Source organism: Pedobacter sp. BS3, from assembly GCF_008274585.1.
Classification (GTDB): domain Bacteria; phylum Bacteroidota; class Bacteroidia; order Sphingobacteriales; family Sphingobacteriaceae; genus Hufsiella_A.
This window is the reverse complement of record NZ_VTRT01000001.1, coordinates 170,713-193,937: the sequence shown is the minus strand read 5'-3', so window position 1 is coordinate 193,937 and position 23,225 is coordinate 170,713. Positions and strand designations below refer to the sequence as shown.

Genomic DNA, 23,225 nt, shown 5'->3' with positions numbered 1-23,225 from the left:
ATCTGTCAGTATGAAGAATTTTAAAACGGCCATTTGTTATTTCCAAACAGCATAATGTATCGCAAAAGGAAAAACTTTAGTAAATGCAATCCTTATTTCTCTGTGCCTGATCTGATGATAATTACCAGTTCCTGAATGCCTCATGAAATAAACCTAACAATTGCACAATTACAAAAGCTCTGCTGCAAAAGTTAACAATCAGAAACATAAACAAAACGGCGTTACATTATATTTGTAAACAATATGAAAAAGTCTGTCACGTTTATCACTGTAATTTTCAGCACCTCCCTGAAGTTAGTATTCCTCTTATTATTTATATGCTGTATTGTTAGTCCGGCATGCAGCCAAAGCCATCAGCAGAATCAAAGCTGGCTGGCTAAAGAGCGGATCGCCGAACGGAATGTTGTCGTATTAAATAACAGTTCCGGTTTTATCCCGGTAACATCCCTTACGGGACTTCATATTGCCAGCGTAGATTTCGGCAATAGCTACAGTACTGTTTTTGACAGCCTGCTCAACAAATACCAAAAAGTAACCTCTATTAATGGTAACGCATACATTTCGGCAGGCTCTATAAACGGGCTGATAGACGATTTGAATTTATATAATACGCTTTTCATATCTCTTACCGATGCTTCGATAAACAATAAAGATATTATCCGTTTCATTTTGGAAGTTGAGAAGAACCGGAAAGCAGTCATTATCTTTTCGGGGCAGGCCAATGCGTTGACAAAGCTTGATGCTATCCAGTCACCACTCATCTGGAATCCGCAAAATACACCGGAAAGCGCCGCGGTAACGGCACAGGTAATTTTTGGTGGCATTGCTGCCAGTGGCCGGTTAGCCGAAACGTACAGTCCACGGTACACCAAAGGCTCAGGCTTTGATACTCAAAAGATCCGGTTGAAATATACCGTACCCGAAGAGCTTGGGATAAACATTGCCGACCTGAATAAAATTGATAATATTGCCCGCGAAGCCATACAGCAGCATGCTACGCCCGGCGCTGTGGTTATGGTAGTAAAAGATGGCAGCGTAATTTTTAACAGGGCGTATGGCTATCAGACCTATTCGCCGGTGCGGCCGGTAAAAATAACCGATCTGTATGACCTTGCTTCGGTAACCAAAGTATCGGCAACTACGCCGGTTGTGATGCAGCTTACAGACAGTGGTAAATTATCGCTGGACAGCACACTGAAAAAGTATATCGCCCTTACCCGGAACACGGATAAGCAGGATATTACCGTTCGTGAGGTAATGCTGCACCAGGCCGGGTTTACGCCTTATATTCCGTTCTACCAGTACCTCACAGCCTCCGATCACAGCACCGATTCATCGGCAGCTTATCCTACCAAAGTTTCTGAGCATTATTTCTTGCGAAAAAACTATTTTCACGATGTGATGTGGCCGCAGATGCTGCACTCTAAAGTAACTACCCGCGGCAAATATGTTTACAGCGATTTGAGCATGTATTTTATGCAGCAGGTGGTAGAAGGCATTACGCATACTCCGCTGGATCAATATGCACTTAAGCAATTTTATAAGCCATTAGGTATGCAAACCGCCGGTTTTAAACCTTTGCTTCGTTTTAATAAGGATGATATTGCGCCCACAGAAAACGATACTTATTTCCGTAACAGCCTGCTCCAGGGTTATGTGCATGATCAGGGTGCGGCTATGGCCGGAGGTGTAGCCGGTCACGCCGGACTTTTTGCCAGCGCCAATGATCTGGCTATCCTGTTCCAGATGTACCTGAACCGGGGCAGCTACGGCGGACATCAGTATTTTAAGCCTGAAACGGTGGATCTATTTACTTCGCGGCAGTCTGCCGTGAGCCGGCGGGGCCTGGGCTTTGACCGCTGGGATCCGGATGCATCCAAACATTATCCTTCGGAGCTGGCATCGCCAAAAACCTTTGGCCATACCGGCTTTACCGGAACCTGCGTATGGGCCGACCCGCAATATAACCTGGTGTATATTTTTCTTTCTAACCGTGTGCATGATCAAACGGCTAACAAGCTGTCCAGCATGAATATCCGTTCGCGAATACAGGATGTGATTTATCAGGCTATACAGAAAGCAGGAAAGTAATTCAGGAGCGTGGAATTTTCACGCGAAGCCGCAAAGGTTTTACGCGAAGCTCGCAGAGAAAAAACCTGGTGTTCTTGGCGTGGGATTGGGATATAACGGAGGTTTAACGCAAAGTTTAAAGCTTAAAACAACTGCCGAATGAGTGTTTCAACAGAAACACCTTCGGCTTCGGCCTTGTAATTACGTACAATGCGATGTCTTAAAATAGCTTCGGCTACCGCCTGTACATCTTCTTTATCAGGAGAATATTTGCCGTGAATGGCTGCATGGCATTTAGCGCCAAGCACCAGGTATTGCGATGCCCGCGGTCCTGCCCCCCAGCTTAAAAATTTATTAACCTCGGCCGTTGCAAGCGATGTGCCCGGACGGGTTTTTGCCGCCATAGAAACGGCGTATTCCAGCACGTTATCCGTTACCGGGATATCGCGTATCAGCTTCTGAAAATAGCTGATCTGTGCACCATCTAATACGTGGCTTAACGAAGCGGTTACATTGGAGGTTGTATTTTTTACCACCTGCACTTCCTCGGCAAAAGACGGATAGCTTAACGATACGTTAAACATAAAGCGGTCTAACTGGGCTTCGGGAAGCGGGTAAGTTCCTTCCTGTTCAATAGGATTTTGTGTGGCCAGCACAAAAAACGGCTGAGGCAATGGATGCGTTTTTCCACCAACGGTTACCATTTTTTCCTGCATAGCCTCCAGCAGGGCAGCCTGCGTTTTGGGTGGTGTGCGGTTTATCTCATCCGCCAGGATAATGTTTGAAAATACCGGCCCCGGAATAAACTTAAAAGCACGGTCTTCGCCCAGAATTTCACTGCCGATAATGTCGCTGGGCATCAGGTCGGGAGTAAACTGTACCCGGTTATAGCTTAAATCCAATACCTGCGATACGGTCTGCACCAGCAGTGTTTTGGCCAGCCCCGGTACACCAACCAGCAAACAATGTCCGTTGCTGAAAATGGCGATCAGCACTGATTTTACAACTTCATTCTGCCCGATAATTACCTGCCCGATCTGCTGCGTGATCCGGTTATAGGATTCCGCTAAGGCATCTATGGCTTCTTTTTCTGAGGCAAATTTATTCATCAGCGCAGACCGGTTAGTTGTTCTCGGGAGTTGTCCAGATCTTCAGGCTTTGGCAGGAATTGTATTCCGGATCAATTTTGATGTAAGTGGTCTTACGTCGTTTTTCAAACCATTCGCTCACCGTACGGTTAATTTTGTCTTCGTAAGCTACATCCTTGATCTTCGCAAAATCCTGGTCAAGATTAGCCTTATGCGGCCCGGTTTTAGATTTCAGGTATAAAAAATGATAACCTTGTTTTCCATCCCGGCTGGTAAATAATTCGGGTTTAGAATAAGTGCCCACCTTCATGGTATCAATGATCAGGAATATGGATGGGTCAAGCTTATCGGTAGGAATATAGGTTGTACGTGTTTGCACGTTTTCGGCATTGAGCAGCATACCACCGTTATATTTGGTTTCGTTATCATCCGAATATAAGGATGCCGCGGTAGAAAAGGGCAGCTTGCCCGAAACCACATCATTGCGGATACTATCGGCATGAGCTTTTGCACGCTCAAGACTGGCTGGCGTAGGGTTGATCCTGATCAGGATGTGGCGGGCATGCACCTGCTCGCCGCGACGGTCTAACACCTGCAAAAAGTGGAAACCAAACTCGGTTTCAAACACCGGAGAGATCTCGCCGGGCTTTAGCTTGAATGCCATTGCTGTAAATTCTTTGGCCATTGCGGTACGGTCAAAAAAGCCCAGATCACCACCATCAGGCGCAGAACCCGGGTCTTGCGAATATAAGCGGGCAAGTGTGGCAAAATCTTCACCACTTTTAATACGCAAACGGAGCGCCTCGGCTTTATTGTAAAACACTTCCTTTTCGGCTTTAGTCAGCTTAGGATATATCTTTATTTCGCCTACCTCAACCTCGGTATTGTAATAGGGTAAGCTATCTTTGGGAATTGACTCGAAATACCGTTTTACTTCAAGCGGGGTAACAGAAACTTTCTCGGTTATTTTGCCCTGCATTTTATTGGCAATGAGCTGCTCTTTTACATCCGGCCTGATCTCATCTTTGTATTGCAATACCGAGCGGTTAAGAAACTGTTCCAGCTTGTCCTGGCCACCGGCACGTTGTATAAAGATCCGCATCCGGCGGTCAACTTCATCATCAACCTGCTCATCGGTTACCGTAACAGAGTCTATAATAGCTTGCTGAGAAAGCAATTTCTGGGTAAGCAGTTGCTGTATAAAATAGCATTTTACCTGGTCGTCGGGCTTATTTCCCTGTGCCAGGTATTGGGCATACTGGTTCTCTACATCCGACTGAAGAATAACAGCTCCGCCAACAACAGCGGCAATTTTATCTAATGTTTTACTTTGCTGCGCAAATAATAATGAAGGTGCTGTTATTGATAGTATAACTAATATCCCTAAGATTTTTCTCATTGTTGATCGTCAATAAAATACTGCGTTTTCATAAAAACGCTATCCCCGGGTATTCCCGGGGTGCGCAAAATTACCAGATAAATTCGTTATTCCCTGAAATTTAGCGTCTTTTTTAAACGGTCACTAAAATAAACTTTTATATAAGAACGCTTTGCTGTTTTAACTAATTTTAACACATAAGGCTTATTTTTGCGCATGGCTTTGCTCATAACAACAAACCGGCTGGCATTAGGTCTGCTTCTAACGGATGATATCTACAAAGTTGATGACCCCGCATTGGCGGATGTTAAACACGATGAATTACCGGCAGGCCAGGTAGTTATTGAACAGGCACCTGCTTACATTTATTTGGGTAAAAATAAGCTAAACACCTTGTTAGTAATAGATAATGCAGCTAATGAGTACCTGGACGATGCCTGTATGGATGCCCTGGTTAAAACCCTGGGAGCCAAACGGCAAAGCATAGACGATGTTGCTTTACTAAACCTTTCACGCAACGAAGCTGCGCAATACGAGCCGATGAAAACTCATTTTGCATTTAAGAACCTGGTATTGTTTGGTATTAAACCTTCGCGGATTGGCTTACCGGATATCCCGGTAAATAAAATAACCGCTCAAGGCGATGTACGTATATTGGTAACACATACGTTAAACGAGATGCTGGATAACAAGGAAATGAAAAAGAACTTCTGGCAGGAGATGAAATTATTATAGCAGATTTTTGACTTTTAACTTTTTAATTTTGATCCCGAATAGTCGGGATTTCGCTTCGCTCAACTTTTGAATTTTAATAAGGATGTTTCCCAAAACGCTGATTTTTGCTACCAATAACAAACATAAAGTCCAGGAAGTTCAGGCGATGCTTGGTGATACATTCATCCTGAAAACACTGGATGAAATGGGCTTTAAGGATGACATTGAGGAAACCGGAGGGACTTTTGAAGAGAATGCTTCCATCAAAAGCCGGCATATTTACAAATACTTTAAAATTGATTGCTTTGCCGATGATTCCGGACTGGAAGTAGACGCCCTGAACGGCGAGCCCGGCGTTTATTCGGCCCGGTATTCGGGAACAAGAGATGACGAAACAAACCTGCAGCTGGTGTTAAGCAAGCTCGGAGATTCCGACAACCGGCAGGCCAATTTCCGTTCGGTCATTTCATTGATTGTAAACGGTGAGGAACATCTGTTTGAAGGTGTGGTGAACGGCACTATCCGGCATGAAAAAGCAGGAGCGGCCGGCTTCGGCTACGACCCGATATTTCAGCCTGACGGTTACGCTATTACCTTTGCCGAGATGAGTCCGGAGCAGAAAAACACCCTCAGCCATCGCGGTAAAGCGATAGAAAAAATGGTGAAGTTTTTGAAGGGCGAGAGGTTGTAAGTTTTACGTGGTACGTTTTACGTAGAAGGCTATGATAGAAGCAAGAACATAGACGCAAGAGACAAGACAAAGAGCAAAAACTAAGCTCCCTCCCTTGCGCCACCGCTAAAGCTAAGGCGGCACGCGGTTGGGAGGGTTGGGGTGGGCCAAACAAGAATAAAGAAACAAGACAAATCGCACTGTCCGGTTCCCTTCTCCAAAGGAGAAGGGTTAGGAATGAGGCTTTATAACCTGCAGCAATTTAACAATAGAACAATTCAGCAATCTAAATCGCATTGCCCATCTTATCTGCATTCAGCAGCAGCAGTAGATATTACCGGGCTGATATACGGAATATTAAGTTCCATGCCCCGTAAAATAAACCAGGAACCCATCAGCAACAGCAGGTAAGGAACGCTTTTATTCAGCCTGACGCGTATTGCCGGAGTTACAAAACCGGCGGAAATCATGGCAATAAACATCAGCGGAAGCGTGCCTACGCCAAACCAGGCCATATATCCCACAGACTGGCTGATTGTGGCGGCACTTAACGCTCCGGCCAGGGCGATATACACAAACCCGCAGGGCAAAAAACCGTTCAGCAAACCAATGAAAAAGTGCCCGGCCCGGTGTTTAACTGCATACGATAGCAAACGGTTGAACGGGCGAAGCAGCTTTAAGGAAAACGATGCCTTAATCCAGCTAAAGCTGAACAGTTGCGATAAGGCAGCCGCAACGATCAATACACCGCTTGCGATGCTTAAACCCGATTGCATACCCAACAGCCACAACCTGCTTCCGGCTAACCCGACCAATAAGCCCAGCACCGAATAACCGGCAATACGTCCGCCATTATAAAGCAGCTTATCCCAGATCAGCCAGAAACCTTTTTTAAACGAAGGAATAGCTAAAGCCAGTGGACCGCACATGCCAATGCAGTGTAAGCTTCCGAACAGGCCGGTAAAAAAAGCGAGTGCATAAAGGCTCATGGTATTTTCATTGTACGTTCAACCAGGTAAGGGATATTGTTTACCGTAAACTCCAGGCGGAACAGCCACATTCCCTTTTTTAGTTTCTTGCGTGGAATAATGATACAGCCGTCTTCATCGGTATATCCCTCAAAGACCCTGTCAAATCTGGCATTAGCCAGGTAACGGCAATTCAGCTTATACTGAACAGGAAACCTGAATGATATGGTCAGGCCGTATTTATCGGCAAAAAAATCGGGAACTATCGAATCGCGGACAGCATTACTTTTCCGGATATAATCCTGATCATATTTGAGTCCGTGCTCATAATAATTTTGTTCTACCAGGCCGTCGCTGCCTGAGCTCCATATCATTTTTGCCCCCATAGCAACAATAAATGCCATGAAAACGCCCATCCCGATAATTATTTTAGTTCCCCAGCTCATAGCTTTAAAGATTTGGAGGTGCAATAAAAACAGTTTCAATACGGTCGACCACCTTGTTGCCCGAAACCACATTTAACCTTACGGTTGATTTATAGGTAGCGATATTTGCCTGTGGCTGAATAATAAAGAAAGTAAGCTTGATGCTTCCGCCCTGCGGTACCGAATCTATTTTGCGGATGTACGCAATTTTAGCCGATGGTTCTTCCGGCGTAATATCAAAACGAATAGTATGATTGGTTTTGTTGATAAGCTCGGCATTGTACAGGTTGCTTACCGTTTTATCATCACGCAGCTGGTAAAGCGTTCCGCCGGCCCTGAGCACGGTGGCTTCAATATCGGTACGCCGGATCAGCATAAAAGCCAGTACACTGATCAATACCAATAATACAGCGCTGTAGCCGTAGATACGTTTGCCCAGCTTAAACGGTTTGCCGGTTTCAATCTCTTCTTCCGATTTAAAGCCAATTAAACGGCGTGGACGCTGCAATTTGTCCATCACCATATCGCAGGCATCAATGCAAAGCGTGCAGTTGATGCACTCCAGCTGTGTTCCGTTGCGGATATCTATACCGGTAGGGCAAACCTGCACGCATAAACCGCAATCCACACAGTCGCCATATACGTTTTCCTGGTTCTTTCTGAATTTTCCCCTCGGCTCGCCACGACCGTAATCGTACCCGACGATCATGCTTTTTTTATCGAGCAAAACACCCTGCAAACGGCCATAAGGACAAATAACTGTACAAACTATTTCGCGAACATAAGCGAACACACCATAAAACACCAGGGTGAAGATCAGTATGGCGATAAATCCCGCCAGGTGCTGGCTTACCGGCTCACGGATAATGGTCAGCAAGGCATCAGAGCCGATAATATAGGCCAGAAAAATGTTGGCGATCAGGAACGATATCAGTAGAAATATAGTATGCTTGGCTCCTTTTTTCAGGATCTTTTCGACAGTTAACGGCGACTGATCGAGCTTTTTCTGCCGAACGGCGTCGCCCTCGATCCATCGTTCTATTTTACGGAATACCATTTCCATGAAAATGGTTTGCGGACATGCCCAGCCGCACCAGACCCGTCCGAAGACGGCTGTGAACAGCACAATGAACACGATAAAGATGAGCATGGCCAGCACAAAGAGGTAAAAATCCTGCGGCTGAAACACCAGTCCGGCAAATACAAATTTGGCATTCAACACATCCAGCAAAAGCAATTGCTCGCCGTTTACTTTAATAAAAGGCCCGGCAAAAAGCAGGAATAATAACGACCAGCTTAATGCATCCCGGTAACGGTAAAGCTTACCTTTAACCAGCTTAGGATAAATCCATTCCCGACCTTTTGATTCTTGCATGTATGTTGAGTATTGCGTAATGAGTATTGTGACAAGAGATTGCTAAATTGTTATTCGTTCTGGACTACGTTCTCACTTGTAAAATCGCTGCAATTACGGCGTTACAAACGCCGGATATTTATGCACTCGTTTTACAAACGAGCGCAAGCAGATTTCTTGCCTGGCCTCACCCCCAACCCCTCTCCGAAAGAGAGGGGAGTAAGACTGTGTTCTATGTCTTGTTGCTTGCTTCTATGTTCTTGCTGCTTCCGGACTTCTCTGACTTCCGGACTATAAACTACGTACCGCGTAAAACCTACAACCTTCCTACCCTTCCTTATCGCCCTGGGGCGCTTTCGGGTTTGGCGGATTTGTGCCTTTAAGTGATTTAATGTAGTTGGCCACATCAGAGATCTGTTTAGCGGTCAGTGTTTTTTCCCAGGATATCATACCCTTTTCGGGGATGCCGTATTTAATGGTTTTAAAGATGTTATTGATCTTTCCGCCATGCAGCCAGTATTCATCGGTTAGGTTAGGGCCCACAATTCCCTGGCCTTTATCGCCGTGGCAGGCCACACAATTCTGTTTGAAAATGGCCTCGCCTGCTGATATAACCGCAGCATCGGTATTTTCTTTTACCGTATTTTCATCTACATTATCTGCCGACTGTGTCAGGTGCGCCGCTTTGTCTTTTTCGGCCTTCTGCATTTCGGCCACGTATTCTTCGTCCTGCAATTTGCCCCAACCCAGTATGTGATAGTTAAACAGGTAAGCCACGCCAAAGAAAATAGTAGCATAGAACAGCCACATAAACCAGCGTGGCGTAGGGTTATCCAGCTCGGTAATGCCGTCGAACTCGTGTTCCATGAGGAGCTCCTTTTCCTCCGACAGTGGCCGTAAACCCAGTATCTTACTCATAATACCCGGCTTGTTTTTTTTCTTTTTGGCCCATGCAGACCATTCTACCATTTCTTCGGAAACCGGAGCCGGGAGTGGTGTAGGATTGAGTAATTCTTTGGAAAGTATCTTGATGGCCCGCAGCAGCACCAGGATAGCTATCAGCAAGATCAGGATAGCCAGAATAAAGGCTACAAACGTAATTTGTGAATAAGGAATATTCGAAGAAGCGTCCGGTGTAGCTGGTGCTGCGGCGTCCTGTGCAAAGGCTGATACTGTGCTGACAGCCGGTAGCAGTATAGCAAAAAATCTTAACGGTTTCATATCAGTCGTTTTTTTCGTCGGTTAACGGAAGCCTGCTCATGTACGCAATATGGTTTTTATTGCTCCTGATGAGCATGATACCCACAATAATGAAGAATACCAGGAATATCCACAGGGACGTAATGAGATACCACTCACCTCCCGAAACTTTATCAATAAATTGTTTAAACATGGTTGAACGATTAATTTTTACCGTTTTTAATTATTATTTGCTGTTTTACTGGCCTTGATATCGGTTCCCAGGCGTTGCAGGTAAGCAATGATGGCTACAATCTCCCTGTCGCTTTTAACCTTGATATTATCGTGCGCAAGGCTTTGGGCAATTTTTTCCGCCTGCTGGCTGAGCTCCTGGTTAGCCGTTTTTTCATAACCGGCATTGTAAGGAACACCCAGCTTACGCATGGCGTTAATTTTGCTTGCCGTGGTAGATGTATCCAGCTTCTGCTCGATCAGCCAGGGATAGGGAGGCATGATACTTCCCGGCGACATGGTTGTCGGATCCATCAGGTGATTGAAATGCCAGGCATCAGAATATTTGCCTCCAACACGTTGCAGGTCGGGCCCGGTACGTTTTGAGCCCCATAAAAACGGGTGGTCGTACACAAACTCGCCGGCCTTGCTGTATTCACCGTAGCGCTCGGTTTCTGAGCGGAACGGACGCACCGTTTGCGAGTGGCAGTTCACGCAGCCTTCGCGGATATATAAATCTCGTCCCTGTAATTCCAGTGGCGTATAGGGTTTTACACTGGCAATGGTAGCTACGTTAGATGATATCATGAACGTAGGCATCATTTCAACCATTCCACCAATCAGGATAACAATCAGCGAAACGATCATAAATTGCATAGGCCGGCGTTCCAATACACGGTGTGTTGTTTTTTCTGATGCGTTGGGTACAAACACCGGCGCTAAAGCCATCGCCTCGGCAGGTTCGTTAGCCAGCAGCTGGCCTGCCTGCATGGTTTTAACCAGGTTATAGGTCATCACGATAACCCCAACCAGGTACATGCTGCCGCCAATGGCCCTGAACACGTGCATCGGGATAATTTGTAGCGTAGTGGCCAGGAATGCCGGGTATTTCAATATGCCTTCGGGAGTAAACTCTTTCAGCATCAGTCCTTGTGTAAAGCCCGACCAGTACATCGGCACTACATAAAATAAAATTCCCAATGTACCTATCCAGAAATGGAAAGACGCCAGCTTTTTGGAGAACAGCTCGGTTTGATAAATGCGGGGAATGAGCCAATAAAGAATGGCAAACGTCAGGAAGCCGTTCCAGCCCAGGGCGCCCACGTGCACGTGAGCTACGATCCAGTCGGTAAAGTGTGCAATGGCGTTTACCTGTTTTAACGACAGCATCGGCCCTTCGAAAGTGGCCATACCATAAGCGGTAAGACCCACTACCATGAATTTCAGTATGGGATTATCACGCACTTTATCCCATGCTCCGCGTAAGGTAAGCAAACCGTTGATCATACCGCCCCAACTCGGTGCAATAAGCATGATGGAAAATACCACACCCAGCGATTGCGCCCATCCGGGCAGCGAGGTATATAACAAGTGGTGCGGCCCGGCCCAGATATAAATAAATATCAGCGACCAGAAGTGCAGGATGCTCAATTTATAGGAGTAAACCGGCCGGTTAGCCATTTTAGGCAGGAAATAGTACATCATGCCTAAATATGGCGTGGTGAGAAAAAACGCCACGGCGTTATGTCCGTACCACCACTGCACCAGGGCGTCCTGAACGCCGGCATACAGGTAATAGCTTTTGAAAAAGGATATGGGCAGCTCGAACGAGTTAACAATATGCAGCACCGCTACCGTAACAAAAGTGGCAATGTAAAACCAGATGGCTACATACATGTGCCTTTCGCGACGCTTAATAATGGTACCGAACATGTTGATGCCAAAAATCACCCAGATCAGCGTAATGGCGATATCAATAGGCCATTCCAGCTCGGCATATTCGTGCGATGTAGTTAAGCCCAACGGCAGGGTAATAGCCGCCGCTACAATGATAAGCTGCCACCCCCAGAAATGGATCTTACTGAGCACATCGCTAAACATCCGGGTTTTAAGCAGGCGTTGCAACGAATAATAAACGCCCATAAAGATGGCATTACCCACAAAGGCAAAAATTACCGCATTGGTGTGCAGCGGCCTGATACGTCCAAACGTGGAATACTGCGAGCCCATGTTCATGGCCGGTTTAAATAATTGCATGGCAACCAACAGGCCCACGGTCATGCCAACTATGCCCCATACAATGGTAGCGATGGCAAAATTGCGTACAATCTTGTTGTCGTAGTTAAATTTTTCAAGCTGCATAAAGAAAGATTGAATTGAAATTTTATGGGTGTAAAATTACCGGTAGCCAGTGGGCAGAGACATGATGCCGATTGGTCAAAATATATGATCTTCGTCACGTTTTTGAAGATGCCATGTATTTCTATTTATTTAAATGGTTAAAACCATTATGAAACGCTGTTTTTTTATAGCCCACGGTTTAAACCGTGGGCTATGAGAATGGCTATGAGCAGAAACCGTTTTAACGGTTTAATAATTATGCCTCATCCTCTTCATCTTCCGGGCTGTCATCATCAAACAACATGCGTATGGCGGGCGTATGCATATCGTCATGCTGCCCGTTTTTAAGCGACCAGAAAAAGGCGCCCAGGAAAATGAGCGCCATCACAATGCTACATCCGATAAGAAAATAGATTATGGTCATTGTAAACGGTTTTTGCGGGCATGAAAGCGGGTTGCCAGCGTAGTAAACGTGATGATAGTTACTGTACTGAGCGGCATAAGCACCGCTGCCGTAAGAGGCGAGAGCACCCCCTGGACGGCAAAATAAATCCCAATTAAGTTATACGAACCGGCAATAACAAAGCTCATTTTTATGGTTTTTACCGCATCTTTTGCCAGGGCAATAAACTGCGGAAGCTTATGCAGGGCCGCCCCGTCCAGAATGGCGTCGCAGGCCGGGCTGAAATTGTTGATATCATCCGTTACGGCAACGCCCATATCGCTTTGCTTCAGGGCGCCGGCATCATTCAGACCATCGCCAAGCATCATTACCTTATGCTTTGTTGCCTGAAGCCCCCGGATATATTCCAGCTTATCCTGCGGACTTTGCATAAAGCTGAGCGGCGTACTTGCCGGAAACAGCCTGGCCAGCAAAGGACGGTCGCTATTATTATCGCCGGATATTACATGAAAGGAGACTTTACGGGCTAAGGCCGGTATCACATCTTTTAAGCCCGTGCGCAATTGCTGTTTCAGCTTAAAAAAGCCCAGGTATTCGTTATCAATTTTAACATGCACTACAGATGAGGCCATGGTATCGGATGGAACGGGACAAACAAACGATGCGCTTCCGATCAACACCTCGTGTCCGTTAACTATTCCCGAAATCCCCTTACCGGGAGTTTCAAGATAATCTGTTATTTCTCCTTTGGCAGAATTGCCCAGCCAGCGGATGATCTCGCGGCTAAGCGGATGTATGGAATTTCGCATTAACGATGCGATAAGCGCCTGGTTATAGCCGGATAAATGACCGCTGAAAGAAAGATCGGCCGATCCCGGCGAGGTAATGGTTCCGGTTTTATCAAATACTAGGGTATTGATGCGGGCCAGCTGCTCTGCCATGTCGGTATTTTTCAGGTAAAACCTATGACGGTCAAATACACCAAGCACAGCCGAAAGTGTAAACGGCGTGCTTAACGCCAGCACACAGGGACAGGCCACAATAAGCACAGCAGTAAAAGCGGCCCACGCTTTGCCCGTGTCGTCCATTTTTATCCAGTAAAGCGCTGCACAAACTGCCAGTGCCAGCACCACCGCACTGAAATACCGGGCAATGCTATCGTTAAAATTGCGTATCTTATTTTCCGGCGTTTTAAAGGCCTCGTTATTCCACAGCCGGGTAAGGTAACTTTGCGAAACCGGCTTAACCACTTCCATCTCCACAGCTTCGCCCATTTGGCGGCCTCCGGCATAAATAATTTCTCCCAATACTTTTTGTACCGGCATCGATTCGCCGGTTACAAAGCTGAAATCCAGGAAGCCGTCGCCTTTCATCAGGATACTGTCGGCAGGCACAATCTCATTATTCCGGATAAGTATCCGGTCGCCTACGGCAAGCTCACTAACTGCTACAGGCTTTTCCTCATTATCCCGGATAACGGTAACAGCCACCGGGAAATAAGATCGGTAATCACGCTCAAACGACAGGTGCTGATACGTCCGTTGCTTTACCCACCGGCCCATCAGCAGCAGAAACACCAATCCGCTCAGGGTATCGGTAAAGCCCGGCCCGGTTTGCGTAATAATTTCAAAAGCGGTGCGCAGAAATAATATGGCAATGATCAACGCCAGCGGAACATCCAGGTTAATGAGCCGGTTCTTAAGCCCCGCCCAGGCAGAAACAAAAAAATCGCGACCGCAATAAAAAGTAACCGGTATGGCAAAAGCCAGGTTAAGCCAGCTGAACAGCTGTTTAAATTGCTGCTCAACTGCCGAAAGTCCCAGGTATTCAGGAAAGCTGAACAACATCACGTTGCCCATGCAAAAGCCGGCCACCGCAATTTTCATGATCAGCTGCCGGTTTACAGATCCCTTTTTCTCTTTCACCACATCCTGCAGGCTGATAAGCGGCTCATATCCAACTGAAACCAGCAGTTCGGCCAGTTGCCGTAACGATAACCCTTCGTGACGGAACGTAACCGATAATTCCTTTTTCAGAAAATCTATCCGCGAGTGCACAACCGAGGCGTTCAGCTTATGCAGGTGCTCCAGCAGCCAGATGCAGGAGCTGCAATGTATTGCCGGGATGTAAAACGTAACCACAGTTATCTCCTTATCTGCATAATCAACCAGCTGCGATGCCACGCGGGGTTCATCCAGGTATTCAAAGTGCGTATTACCCGGTTTCAGGGTCTGCCCCGGATTACTGTTATAGCAGTAATAATTGCCCAGGTTATTTTCGGCTAATATCTGGTACACGCCCTGGCAGCCTGCACAGCAAAATGTTTTATTATCTAACGTGTAATGATCATCTGCACATTCGTTGCCACAATGGTAGCACAATGTGCCGTTTGAGGTTGCTACGGCCATACGGAATTTTAACAACCAAAGGTGACCACTAACCGTAGCCGGGCAAATGACAGCAGTTATCCGCTTTTGTGATCTCTGTCACAAATAATATTCCGAAAAGTAAATAATTAGTAGTTTAGTTAATTTTTGAAAAGCACGGCCGGTATCATTTTTGAACAGGTAGCCCCACTTTTCGCTCATACGCCTGCGAAGCATTACGCACAGGCCGGTATCCGCTGCAATTGGGTTTAGTTAACTACAGCCGGTGCTGCTATTATTGCAAGAGATCAGGGCGCAAGCTCATCCGCGTTTGCAACGCGGATGCCTGAAAACAGCGATTGTATTCGCTTTGACAAAACTTTAGATAAGGCACAAGCTAAGCCAGTGCACAGGCAACCACTTAAGCTTGCGCCAGCGAGGGATAACAAGAATGAAAGATGCGTCCTGTTGGTAGAGCTATCAATCTATACGCTAAGCACAACTATTACCTTATTACACCGCAGACAGCGTTTCAAACGCTGTCTGCGGTAAGGTCGTGGGGCATTACGCACAAGGCCGGTATCCGCTCCCATCCTGTTTAGATTGGCCGGGATAGTGCTGTAAACTCAGTGCTAACTTGTCTTTGACAACTTTTTAAAAGTTGTCAAAACTGTTAATATCAGGCACAAGCTAAGCCAGTGCACAGGCAACCACTTAAGCTTGCGCCAGCGAGGGGATACGTTTCGTAGTACCTTCTATATATTAGTACGTTGCCCGGCCGCCACTCAGATCAAATACAAATCCGGTATTAAAAGAGGCTTCCGGCGAAGTGATCCAGCTTGCTAATGAAGCAAATTCTTCCAGCGTTCCGCAGCGTTGCATGGGTATTTTATCCGTCATATATTTTACCTGTGGCTCGGGCATAGCATCTACCAATGCCGTGCGGATAACACCGGGCGCAATGCTGTTGATCGTAATATTGGTTTGGGCAAATTCCTTTCCTAACGATTTAACCAGGCCAATAACCCCCGATTTACTGGCTGAATAGCATACCATTCCTGAATTTCCTTCTTTGCCGGCAATAGATGCTACCAGGAGTATCCGCCCATAATTCTTTTTTTTCATCCGGATAATGGCATATTTGGCCATCAGAAAGCTGCCCCGGAGGTTTACCTGGTAAACCTTATCAAAATCGGCAACATCCACCTCTGTAATTTTAACATTAGAAGGGCCAACAATTCCGGCACAATTAACCATAACATCCAGGGTAGCATGCCTGTTGTCAAAATGATCAAAAGCTTCTTCAACGGCTTTCTGATCTGAAATATCCACCGGTATGTACGATACGCTGTTCAAACCTTTCTCCCGGAGTTCTGCGACCGTTTGCTTCAGTGCCGCCTCATTGCGGTCAAATAACACAACCTCCGCTCCTTCCAAAAGATAACGGGCTGCTAAACTTTTCCCCAGGCCTTCTGCACCTCCGGTAACAATAATGATCTGTTCCTGATAACGTTTCTGATACATATTCTGATAATTAATTTATATTTTTCACCTCGTGCCGGATACCCTGCAAAGAGATCAGCCATTTTTCGGGACTGTTTTCTGTTACAAATTCTTCATCTACACGTATTCCAAGGCCGGTTCCATCTGGCACAACCGCTTGTCCCGATGTTACCTGAAGCGGCTTATACAGCACTCTATTAGCCACTTCAAACATATCCAGCTGATGTTCCTGCATCACAGGCTGGGCAAGCACCGAAGCAACATGCCAGGTGGCCGCTATTCCGATAGCGGTGCACACGCCGATATGCGGAGCCGCTTGCAGGTTATTTTCCTGCAGCAGTTGTATGATACGCTGTCCGCCGGTAATGCCGCAGCGAGCAATATCCGGCTGGGCAATTTGCATGGCTTTCTGTGCTATCCAGGGTTCAAACTCCCGCACTGTCCGCAGCGGTTCGCCAATAGCCAGCGGGGTCTTGATCGCTTTTGCCAGGGCGGCATGTCCGGCAATATCTTCCGGGTCGATCGGCGACTCAAACCAGGCGGCATTCAAATCATCCAGGCCCAGACCGATCTGGTACGCCGTTTGATAATCATGGCGGCAAATGGCGTCAAAGGCAAGCTGAGCGTCCGGCCCGATCGCCGAACGTATGGCAGCACATTCTTCAATGGTCTTTTCTGCGGTATCCCCGATAAAGATTTTTACACCCTTAAAACCTTCAGCAATTTTTTCTTTTGCCAGTTGCCGGCGTTCTGCCAATGATGACCTTCTTAATCCCGAAACATAGAGTGAAAGCCGGGGAGAGCTGACTTTTCCCAATAGTTGATTCAGGGGTTGCCCGGCAGCCTGCGCTTTGATATCCCAAAGGGCAATATCAATACCGGTAATTGCATCAATGGTATACGATGCGGTATGGCCCCGTACATGGCTAAGATGATATAAACGGTCATAAATAAGTTCCGGTGCTTCCGGATCAAGGCCGATAATTGCCGGGCCGAATAATTTTGCAATTAAAGTGGCCGGTACCTCGGGAACCAGCGGCGCCTGGGCTTCTCCCCAGCCGGTCAGGCCGGTATCGGTTGTGATTTTCACCAGGCAGGATTCTGTTAAGCGGCTGTAAGCGTGCTTCCACTGCGGCTCAAAATAATAATCGGTGCCGGGAAGGCGGTTCGGTGCATCCGTATGCCCGCCTAAACGATAATGATGATCGTATTTAAAGGCAAAAACCGCTATGTTTTGGATTTTCATTTTTTATTCATGTTAAATTTCACCGCATCATACCTTTTTAAGCAAAACGTACGTAGAAAAACAATACCAGTGCAGTAACAATAGCCCACCAGATGGCAGGGTTGCGAAACCCGCGGTGCTGCTCCCGCAGTCCGGGTGGGAGCGACAAACTGTCCCGTGTCCATATCAGGCCCTGCAACTCACTTTCAGGCTTCGGTTTAGTATATAAGCTCACTACATAGCAAGTCAGCATACAAGCCCAGAACACAATGCCTGTCCGGTTGTAAAAAGGCATTTGCGGAAAGAAAAATTCGATAATAAAGGATAAGGGAATGGTGAGAATTCCGGCGGCCAGGGCCCCGGTATGGGTGGTGCGTTTCCAGAGTATCCCCATCAGAAACATGGTAGCTATGCCGGGAGTAAAAAGCCCGTAAGCGCTTAGCAGGTACAAAAACACGGGCTTATTTGAATGCGTTACCAGCAGGCTGGTGCATATAATTCCGAGCGTTACAATAATTACTCCTGCCAGTCTTCCGAAACGTACCGACTGAATTTCAGTTGCATTTTTGTTGATATAAGGCAAATAAACATCCATGGTCATGATGGTTGTACAGGAATTGATAGCGCCCGAGAGGTGCGACATGATAGCAGCGATCAGGCCGGCCATCACCAGACCTACCAGACCTGAGGGAAGCAGATTCTCTACCAGCGTGGGAAAGATCAGGTCGGCTTTGGGTAGGCCGGGAAACAACTGCGGAGCAACAAGCGCCGGGCCGATGATCATAAACGGGATCATAAACTTGAGGTAATCGCCGAATATCACTCCCATCCGGGCATGCCACTCATTTTTGGCGGCCAGGGTTCGCTGTACAATAAACTGGTTGGTAGCACAGTAGAACACACTGATGCAGATAGCACCGCCCAGGTACATGGTCCAGGGAAAATCCGGATCGCCGGCCGGAAGCAGCATATCCCAGTTTTTAGAGGTTTCTAACACAGCAGAAACACCGCCTGCCGCTTCGATAGTAAAGTATGATAGGGCCAGCATGCCCATTATCAGCACGATTAGCTGCATCATTTCTGTCCAGATCACGGCACGGAGCCCGCCCGCAATGGTATATAACGCGGTTGCGGCAGCCAGCGCCAGGATACTCCACCACATCGGGATACCTAACAGCGAGTGTACCGAAAGCGCCCCCAGGTACAGTACTGCTCCTATTTCCACAAAAATGTAAGTAAATACTACTAAAACAGAATAAACCGCCCGGGCGCTTCCGCCAAAACGCCGCTGCAGAAATTCGGGCATGGTATAAAAGCCATTGCGTATGTAGAACGGCAGAAATAACCAGAGCAGGGCATTATATCCCAAAAGGATAGCTCCCCATTCAGTAATGATAGCCACAAATCCCCGGCTGTAAGCCACACCCATTGTGCCTACCAGTTGGTGGCTGCTCAGGTTGGCTGCAATAATGCTTCCGCCGATCATCCACCAGGGCAATTTATCTCCGGCCAGGAAATAATCCCGTTTGGTCTTTAATCCTTTACGGGATGCATATATCCCTAAAGCTAAAACACCTAAAATATAAAGCCCGAATACGGCAGAATCAAGCAGGGAAAGTCCGGGATGCATTTCTGGTTTTATTAAAGGTTTTGCTCAATTGGTTTTACGCTGTTTTTAGAGGTTCTCAGAATTCTATTCCGGCATGTTCCGCCACTTGTAATAGCTGGTTAATGCTCCATTCATCAAAAAAAGCAGGTTTTGGATCGCGTGTTTTTGCCGATCTGATGACGCCTCTTCTTACCAGGATCTCTTTCCATAAACAGCGATTGGCTACATCTTTTTCGTAAGCGGCCAGCCTGGAGAAAGGTGTAAAAAAATCGATGGCTTCTTTCAGTTTTCCCGCTTCCAGCAGTTTCCAGGTTCGGCTGAACTTATCCGGCATATAGCAGGCCGGCATCGTTCCGCAGCAGCCTGCCTGGTATTCTTCCGGTAAAAATATGCCACTGTTGCCTCCAAACACTCCATGCAGGGAAGCATGCGGATGTGCCAGCAATTTTCTGGCTTTATGGATGATATTGCCGAATTCCAGTTTAACGTACCTCAGGTTTTGAAGCTTTGCAGAAAGCTCTGCAATGAAATCTACCGGAAGGGAAATATCGCTTAACTGGTGATCCTGTAAAATAATGGGAATATGTACTGCCTCATCAATCGTTTTGAAATAAGATTCGATCTCTCCCAAACCTGAGCGCCAGCGCCCGAAGAAAGGCGGCATGCACATTACGGCAGCAGCGCCTTCTGCTTCTGCAAAGCGGGCCATTGCTGCGGCACAGGAAGAAGAAGGATGGTTAACGGTGACCACTACCGGGATTCGCCCGCCGACCGTTTTAATAACAAACGAAAGCAGCTCTTTTTTTTCATCATCGGCCATTAAGTGGCCTTCTGAAGCATTGGCCAGCGTAACCAGTCCGTGCTGCCCGTTCTCAATACAAAAATTGATCAGATGTTCCTGGCTTTCGTAATCAATACGTTCATCGTCGTAAAAACATGTTCCCAAAATGGGATAAATTCCTCTAAGTGATGTTATTGAATTCATATTGTTGACTTTTCTACAGATTACAGGATCAAATAAATGAATGATGAGAGTGATGAAATGATCAGGAATAAGGTGACCATTGTTTTAAATACGCCATGCGATAATAACCGGAAGGACAACATTCCCAACACGTAACCGGCAACAGACGGGATGATAACTTTGGGTAAGGTATTCCAGGTTTCTGCCGGCAAGCTACCTTGTATGCTCATTGCTATTACCCCGAAAACCATGATCAGGAATAAATAAGAAAGCATGGTATTGCGGGTTGGTTCTTTATCTGTAAAAGCTGCATTGAGATGTAAAGCAACCAGCGGGCCATTGATGCCGGTAGACGGGGTAAGCACGCCACTGAAAAATCCGCTGATCCATGTCATGTAATTATGAGCAAATAGCCGCTTGTTTTTGGTCAGCGATACAAGCGAGGCCATCAGAATAACCAGCAGCGTTATTTTTTTGAGTATCAAGGCATTGATCAGATCCAGCATAGCGGTACCGATAAGTAAGCCTATCAGCGAACTGACCATCAGTTTCCATAAAGTGCTTTTATGAATAGATCTTAGGTTTTTACCCGAAAGCATAGCGATCAGGGATGTTAGCACCGACATGCAGAGGTTGAGAAAAACAAGCATGGTAAAGTCTATCCGGTTCACCAGCATCAGCGTGGTGGCAACGGCAAACCCGAAACCCAGCAGCCCCTGTATCCATCCGGCTATGGTAAATCCTACCAGAATTACGATAAATTCAGTCATCTACGGGGTCATTTTTGAGGTTAAGGATAGACCGCCGTCAACAAGCAGCGTGCTTCCGGTCATGTTCATATCTTCAAAATCACTGAGCCGCAGCACGTGCTTTGCAACTTCTTCAACCGTGACAAGGCCATGTACCGGCACCGCATTTAAATGTGTTTTTAACAGTTCAGGATCTTTCTGCTGATTTTTCTTCGACAGGCCCGCCGGCTACAATGCCGGGAGCAACTTCATTGACCAGGATATTATGCGCTGCCAGCTCAAGCGCCAGTGTTTTACAAAGCATCCGCACGGCGGCTTTGGAAATGCAATAATAAGAAGAGATACGGGCGGTTGGCCTTTCGGCGGCCCAGCTACCCATAAAAATAATTCTTCCGGGAAGGTTATGGGCTTTCAGCTTTTTTGCCGCCTGCACAGCCAGGTTGTAGCTTCCCCAGAAATTTACTTCCAGTTGCCGGCGGGCCTGTCCGGTAGTCATAGCGTCATCGGTCAGTGATCCGCTGACTACAATTCCGGCATTGGGCACAATAACCTGAGGAAGGCCCCATTTTTGAGCTACGGCTTCAAGCCAGCCGGCTGTTTCCTGTTCGGAAGTAACATCTGCTTTATAGTAAAACAGCTCTTTACAGCCTTTAGAACGCATTTCTTCCAGCAGCTGACCGGCCTCCGGCTCCTCAGGCATGTCTCCTACGGCAACACGAAATCCCTCCCGGCCAAACGCTATGGCTATTGCCCGGCCGATATCGCCGAGCCCGCCGCTAATCAGTACCGTTTTCTGACTATTGTTCATGTTATTTTAATTTTCCTGCTATTTTAATGTCTCCGGGCGGATCTTTAGATCCATCATCACTATTGATCTTTAAGGCATTTTTAACGGTGAACTATCAGCACAAACAAGCCCGAACAATATTACAATAATAAGAATTTGTGATTTATTATAAATAATAATTAAACATTTGATAAATAAATATAATAAACAAATATTTCTGTATTATATTTAGAGCCTTATACAGGCAGATCGGCAAAAAAATATTTTTGGTAGTGTGATGGGAAAATACAACAGTTGCTATGATGCTACATAAGGTTTAATGGAACCTTTGGATTTGGCCTCACCTGATTTGGCGGGTGACTGAAATGACAATTATCTTTGCAAAAAACAGCAGCAGAGCGTATGCCCATGGCAAAAGAACATAGTAAGCTATTATTAAAAACCACCAACCGGCTGTTAGATATCCTGCAGGAACTACCGGAGGTGCCTTGCGGGCTACCATCTGTGACAACACTCATCAAACAATTAAATGTTAGCCGTACCACAGTTCAGAAACTGATTGAAATTTTATGCAAAAAAGGCATTGCCCGGCAGGATGGAACCAACAAGGTGCTGTTGCGCAAGCCTTTGCCTTCTGATTATTTCTCAATGGAGGAAATTGATAATTCAAAATCTGATATTGCCGAAAAACAAATTCTTAAAAAATTATCATCGTATGAATTGAAACCGGGCGATCGTTTTTCGGAGCTTGAATTGGCAAAGAAAATAGGCAGCAACACCGTTATTACCCGGGAAGCGTTATTAAAAATTGCCCAGAGCGGTATCATTAAAAAGCATCCGCACCAGAAATGGGAAGTTGTGGAGCTTTCTCCTTCCCTGATCGATGAGATAGCGGCTATCCGTAAACTTTATGAGGGATACGCGATACAAACAATGCAGTTTGCAGCAAAAGATGACCCGGTATGGAACGCATTCATTCAGCTGGAGAAGCGGCATCGGACATTATTAAAGCAGTCTCGTATTAAACTGGCAGAAATGCGTGATATTGAACGTGCTTTCCATACCACTATTATCAAGGCCAGCCGCAACCGCTTCCTGGAAGAATCGTACGACTCTGTTTTTACGTTAATTTTCTTTCACCTCTGGCAGATAGAATACGATAAAGTTAAAATAAAAAGGGTCCTGAATCAGCATTTAGCCATTTTGGAAGCATTGTTAGCCAAACAATTCAACACTGCCCTGAAGGCAATGGAAGACCACCTGGATCATGCCAAAATAAGTATGAAGCATGTAAACAGCTTATTAGAGAAAAAGGCGGGCTGAACAAAGGGTTTGCTTACCGGCAGATCATGCTGGTGCCTCTGCCAGCAGCGGCTGGAGCCATGAATCGCTTTTAGATAGGGCACAAGCTAAGCCAGCGC

General features: G+C 46.4%; 21 protein-coding genes. 4 read left to right on the top strand and 17 right to left on the bottom strand.

Going from position 1 to position 23,225, the window contains the following annotated elements:
- The first annotated feature begins 243 nt into the window (after positions 1-243).
- Positions 244-2,091 (top strand): serine hydrolase domain-containing protein, encoded by a 1,848-nt coding sequence (locus FW774_RS00775; protein WP_149346259.1) that lies wholly within the window; start codon positions 244-246, stop codon positions 2,089-2,091.
- A gap of 122 nt (positions 2,092-2,213) precedes the next feature.
- On the opposite strand, the gene FW774_RS00770 is transcribed toward FW774_RS00775, so the two are convergent.
- Both FW774_RS00770 and FW774_RS00765 read right to left on the bottom strand, forming a co-directional pair.
- Entirely contained in the window at positions 2,214-3,179 is a 966-nt protein-coding gene (locus FW774_RS00770; RefSeq protein WP_149346258.1) for an AAA family ATPase, read from the bottom strand.
- Positions 3,180-3,192: 13 nt separating this feature from the next.
- Complete coding sequence (locus tag FW774_RS00765; protein ID WP_149346257.1) at positions 3,193-4,557, bottom strand: peptidylprolyl isomerase; 1,365 nt, start codon at positions 4,555-4,557, stop codon at positions 3,193-3,195.
- Between the two features lie 195 nt (positions 4,558-4,752).
- Here FW774_RS00765 and FW774_RS00760 point away from each other — a divergent pair, with 195 nt between their 5' ends.
- Both FW774_RS00760 and rdgB read left to right on the top strand, forming a co-directional pair.
- A complete protein-coding gene (locus FW774_RS00760) occupies positions 4,753-5,271 on the top strand; it encodes a hypothetical protein (RefSeq protein ID WP_149346256.1) in 519 nt (172 codons plus the stop codon).
- Between the two features lie 82 nt (positions 5,272-5,353).
- Positions 5,354-5,941, top strand: coding sequence for an RdgB/HAM1 family non-canonical purine NTP pyrophosphatase (gene rdgB, locus FW774_RS00755; protein WP_149346255.1), 588 nt, complete (start codon positions 5,354-5,356; stop codon positions 5,939-5,941).
- A 284-nt stretch (positions 5,942-6,225) separates the two neighbouring features.
- Here rdgB and FW774_RS00750 read toward each other — a convergent pair whose 3' ends face one another.
- From FW774_RS00750 to FW774_RS00685, 15 genes are all read right to left on the bottom strand, one after another.
- Entirely contained in the window at positions 6,226-6,909 is a 684-nt protein-coding gene (locus FW774_RS00750; RefSeq protein ID WP_149346254.1) for a sulfite exporter TauE/SafE family protein, read from the bottom strand.
- Positions 6,906-7,334, bottom strand: a complete 429-nt coding sequence (locus FW774_RS00745; protein ID WP_187774767.1) for a FixH family protein — start codon at positions 7,332-7,334, stop codon at positions 6,906-6,908. Before FW774_RS00745 ends, FW774_RS00750 begins: the two co-directional genes overlap by 4 nt.
- 4 nt (positions 7,335-7,338) lie before the next feature.
- Positions 7,339-8,688, bottom strand: coding sequence for a cytochrome c oxidase accessory protein CcoG (gene ccoG, locus FW774_RS00740; protein WP_149346252.1), 1,350 nt, complete (start codon positions 8,686-8,688; stop codon positions 7,339-7,341).
- 306 nt (positions 8,689-8,994) lie between these two features.
- On the bottom strand, positions 8,995-9,888 hold the full coding sequence (locus tag FW774_RS00735; RefSeq protein WP_149346251.1) for a cbb3-type cytochrome c oxidase N-terminal domain-containing protein: 894 nt from the start codon (positions 9,886-9,888) through the stop codon (positions 8,995-8,997).
- Between the two features lies 1 nt (position 9,889).
- Positions 9,890-10,060 carry a hypothetical protein gene (locus FW774_RS20300; protein ID WP_187774766.1) on the bottom strand — a complete coding sequence of 57 codons (171 nt, stop codon included), beginning with the start codon at positions 10,058-10,060 and terminating at the stop codon, positions 9,890-9,892.
- Positions 10,061-10,086: 26 nt separating this feature from the next.
- Entirely contained in the window at positions 10,087-12,219 is a 2,133-nt protein-coding gene (ccoN, locus tag FW774_RS00730) for a cytochrome-c oxidase, cbb3-type subunit I (protein ID WP_149346250.1), read from the bottom strand.
- A gap of 235 nt (positions 12,220-12,454) precedes the next feature.
- Positions 12,455-12,622 (bottom strand): cbb3-type cytochrome oxidase assembly protein CcoS, encoded by a 168-nt coding sequence (ccoS, locus tag FW774_RS00725; protein ID WP_149346249.1) that lies wholly within the window; start codon positions 12,620-12,622, stop codon positions 12,455-12,457.
- Positions 12,619-15,009, bottom strand: coding sequence for a heavy metal translocating P-type ATPase (locus FW774_RS00720; protein ID WP_149346248.1), 2,391 nt, complete (start codon positions 15,007-15,009; stop codon positions 12,619-12,621). The genes ccoS and FW774_RS00720 overlap by 4 nt, the downstream gene beginning before the upstream one ends.
- Positions 15,010-15,729: 720 nt before the next feature.
- The gene (locus tag FW774_RS00715; RefSeq protein ID WP_149346247.1) at positions 15,730-16,491 is read right to left on the bottom strand and encodes an SDR family NAD(P)-dependent oxidoreductase; all 762 of its coding nucleotides are present in this window, start codon (positions 16,489-16,491) and stop codon (positions 15,730-15,732) included.
- Between the two features lie 10 nt (positions 16,492-16,501).
- Positions 16,502-17,716, bottom strand: a complete 1,215-nt coding sequence (locus FW774_RS00710; protein ID WP_149346246.1) for a mandelate racemase/muconate lactonizing enzyme family protein — start codon at positions 17,714-17,716, stop codon at positions 16,502-16,504.
- Positions 17,717-17,753: 37 nt separating this feature from the next.
- The gene (locus FW774_RS00705) at positions 17,754-19,325 is read right to left on the bottom strand and encodes an SLC5 family protein (protein WP_149346245.1); all 1,572 of its coding nucleotides are present in this window, start codon (positions 19,323-19,325) and stop codon (positions 17,754-17,756) included.
- A gap of 55 nt (positions 19,326-19,380) precedes the next feature.
- Complete coding sequence (locus FW774_RS00700; protein WP_149346244.1) at positions 19,381-20,289, bottom strand: dihydrodipicolinate synthase family protein; 909 nt, start codon at positions 20,287-20,289, stop codon at positions 19,381-19,383.
- A gap of 20 nt (positions 20,290-20,309) precedes the next feature.
- The gene (locus tag FW774_RS00695; protein WP_149346243.1) at positions 20,310-21,038 is read right to left on the bottom strand and encodes a sulfite exporter TauE/SafE family protein; all 729 of its coding nucleotides are present in this window, start codon (positions 21,036-21,038) and stop codon (positions 20,310-20,312) included.
- Positions 21,039-21,179, bottom strand: a complete 141-nt coding sequence (locus tag FW774_RS20800) for a hypothetical protein (RefSeq protein WP_410522720.1) — start codon at positions 21,177-21,179, stop codon at positions 21,039-21,041. It abuts the gene before it with no gap.
- Positions 21,180-21,204: 25 nt separating this feature from the next.
- Complete coding sequence (locus FW774_RS00685) at positions 21,205-21,825, bottom strand: SDR family NAD(P)-dependent oxidoreductase (protein ID WP_149346242.1); 621 nt, start codon at positions 21,823-21,825, stop codon at positions 21,205-21,207.
- 357 nt (positions 21,826-22,182) lie between these two features.
- On the opposite strand from FW774_RS00685, the gene FW774_RS00680 reads away from it, so the two are divergent.
- Entirely contained in the window at positions 22,183-23,127 is a 945-nt protein-coding gene (locus tag FW774_RS00680) for a GntR family transcriptional regulator (protein ID WP_149346241.1), read from the top strand.
- Positions 23,128-23,225: the final 98 nt, after the last annotated feature.

What these genes read in the sequence shown, in the direction of transcription:
- FW774_RS00775 (WP_149346259.1), top strand. Translation starts at nt 244, where the DNA reads ATGAAAAAGTCTGTCACGTTTATCACTGTAATTTTCAGCACCTCCCTG.
- FW774_RS00770 (WP_149346258.1), bottom strand. Translation starts at nt 3,179, where the DNA reads ATGAATAAATTTGCCTCAGAAAAAGAAGCCATAGATGCCTTAGCGGAA.
- FW774_RS00765 (WP_149346257.1), bottom strand. Translation starts at nt 4,557, where the DNA reads ATGAGAAAAATCTTAGGGATATTAGTTATACTATCAATAACAGCACCT.
- FW774_RS00760 (WP_149346256.1), top strand. Translation starts at nt 4,753, where the DNA reads ATGGCTTTGCTCATAACAACAAACCGGCTGGCATTAGGTCTGCTTCTA.
- rdgB (WP_149346255.1), top strand. Translation starts at nt 5,354, where the DNA reads ATGTTTCCCAAAACGCTGATTTTTGCTACCAATAACAAACATAAAGTC.
- FW774_RS00750 (WP_149346254.1), bottom strand. Translation starts at nt 6,909, where the DNA reads ATGAGCCTTTATGCACTCGCTTTTTTTACCGGCCTGTTCGGAAGCTTA.
- FW774_RS00745 (WP_187774767.1), bottom strand. Translation starts at nt 7,334, where the DNA reads ATGAGCTGGGGAACTAAAATAATTATCGGGATGGGCGTTTTCATGGCA.
- ccoG (WP_149346252.1), bottom strand. Translation starts at nt 8,688, where the DNA reads ATGCAAGAATCAAAAGGTCGGGAATGGATTTATCCTAAGCTGGTTAAA.
- FW774_RS00735 (WP_149346251.1), bottom strand. Translation starts at nt 9,888, where the DNA reads ATGAAACCGTTAAGATTTTTTGCTATACTGCTACCGGCTGTCAGCACA.
- FW774_RS20300 (WP_187774766.1), bottom strand. Translation starts at nt 10,060, where the DNA reads ATGTTTAAACAATTTATTGATAAAGTTTCGGGAGGTGAGTGGTATCTC.
- ccoN (WP_149346250.1), bottom strand. Translation starts at nt 12,219, where the DNA reads ATGCAGCTTGAAAAATTTAACTACGACAACAAGATTGTACGCAATTTT.
- ccoS (WP_149346249.1), bottom strand. Translation starts at nt 12,622, where the DNA reads ATGACCATAATCTATTTTCTTATCGGATGTAGCATTGTGATGGCGCTC.
- FW774_RS00720 (WP_149346248.1), bottom strand. Translation starts at nt 15,009, where the DNA reads ATGGCCGTAGCAACCTCAAACGGCACATTGTGCTACCATTGTGGCAAC.
- FW774_RS00715 (WP_149346247.1), bottom strand. Translation starts at nt 16,491, where the DNA reads ATGTATCAGAAACGTTATCAGGAACAGATCATTATTGTTACCGGAGGT.
- FW774_RS00710 (WP_149346246.1), bottom strand. Translation starts at nt 17,716, where the DNA reads ATGAAAATCCAAAACATAGCGGTTTTTGCCTTTAAATACGATCATCAT.
- FW774_RS00705 (WP_149346245.1), bottom strand. Translation starts at nt 19,325, where the DNA reads ATGCATCCCGGACTTTCCCTGCTTGATTCTGCCGTATTCGGGCTTTAT.
- FW774_RS00700 (WP_149346244.1), bottom strand. Translation starts at nt 20,289, where the DNA reads ATGAATTCAATAACATCACTTAGAGGAATTTATCCCATTTTGGGAACA.
- FW774_RS00695 (WP_149346243.1), bottom strand. Translation starts at nt 21,038, where the DNA reads ATGACTGAATTTATCGTAATTCTGGTAGGATTTACCATAGCCGGATGG.
- FW774_RS00685 (WP_149346242.1), bottom strand. Translation starts at nt 21,825, where the DNA reads ATGAACAATAGTCAGAAAACGGTACTGATTAGCGGCGGGCTCGGCGAT.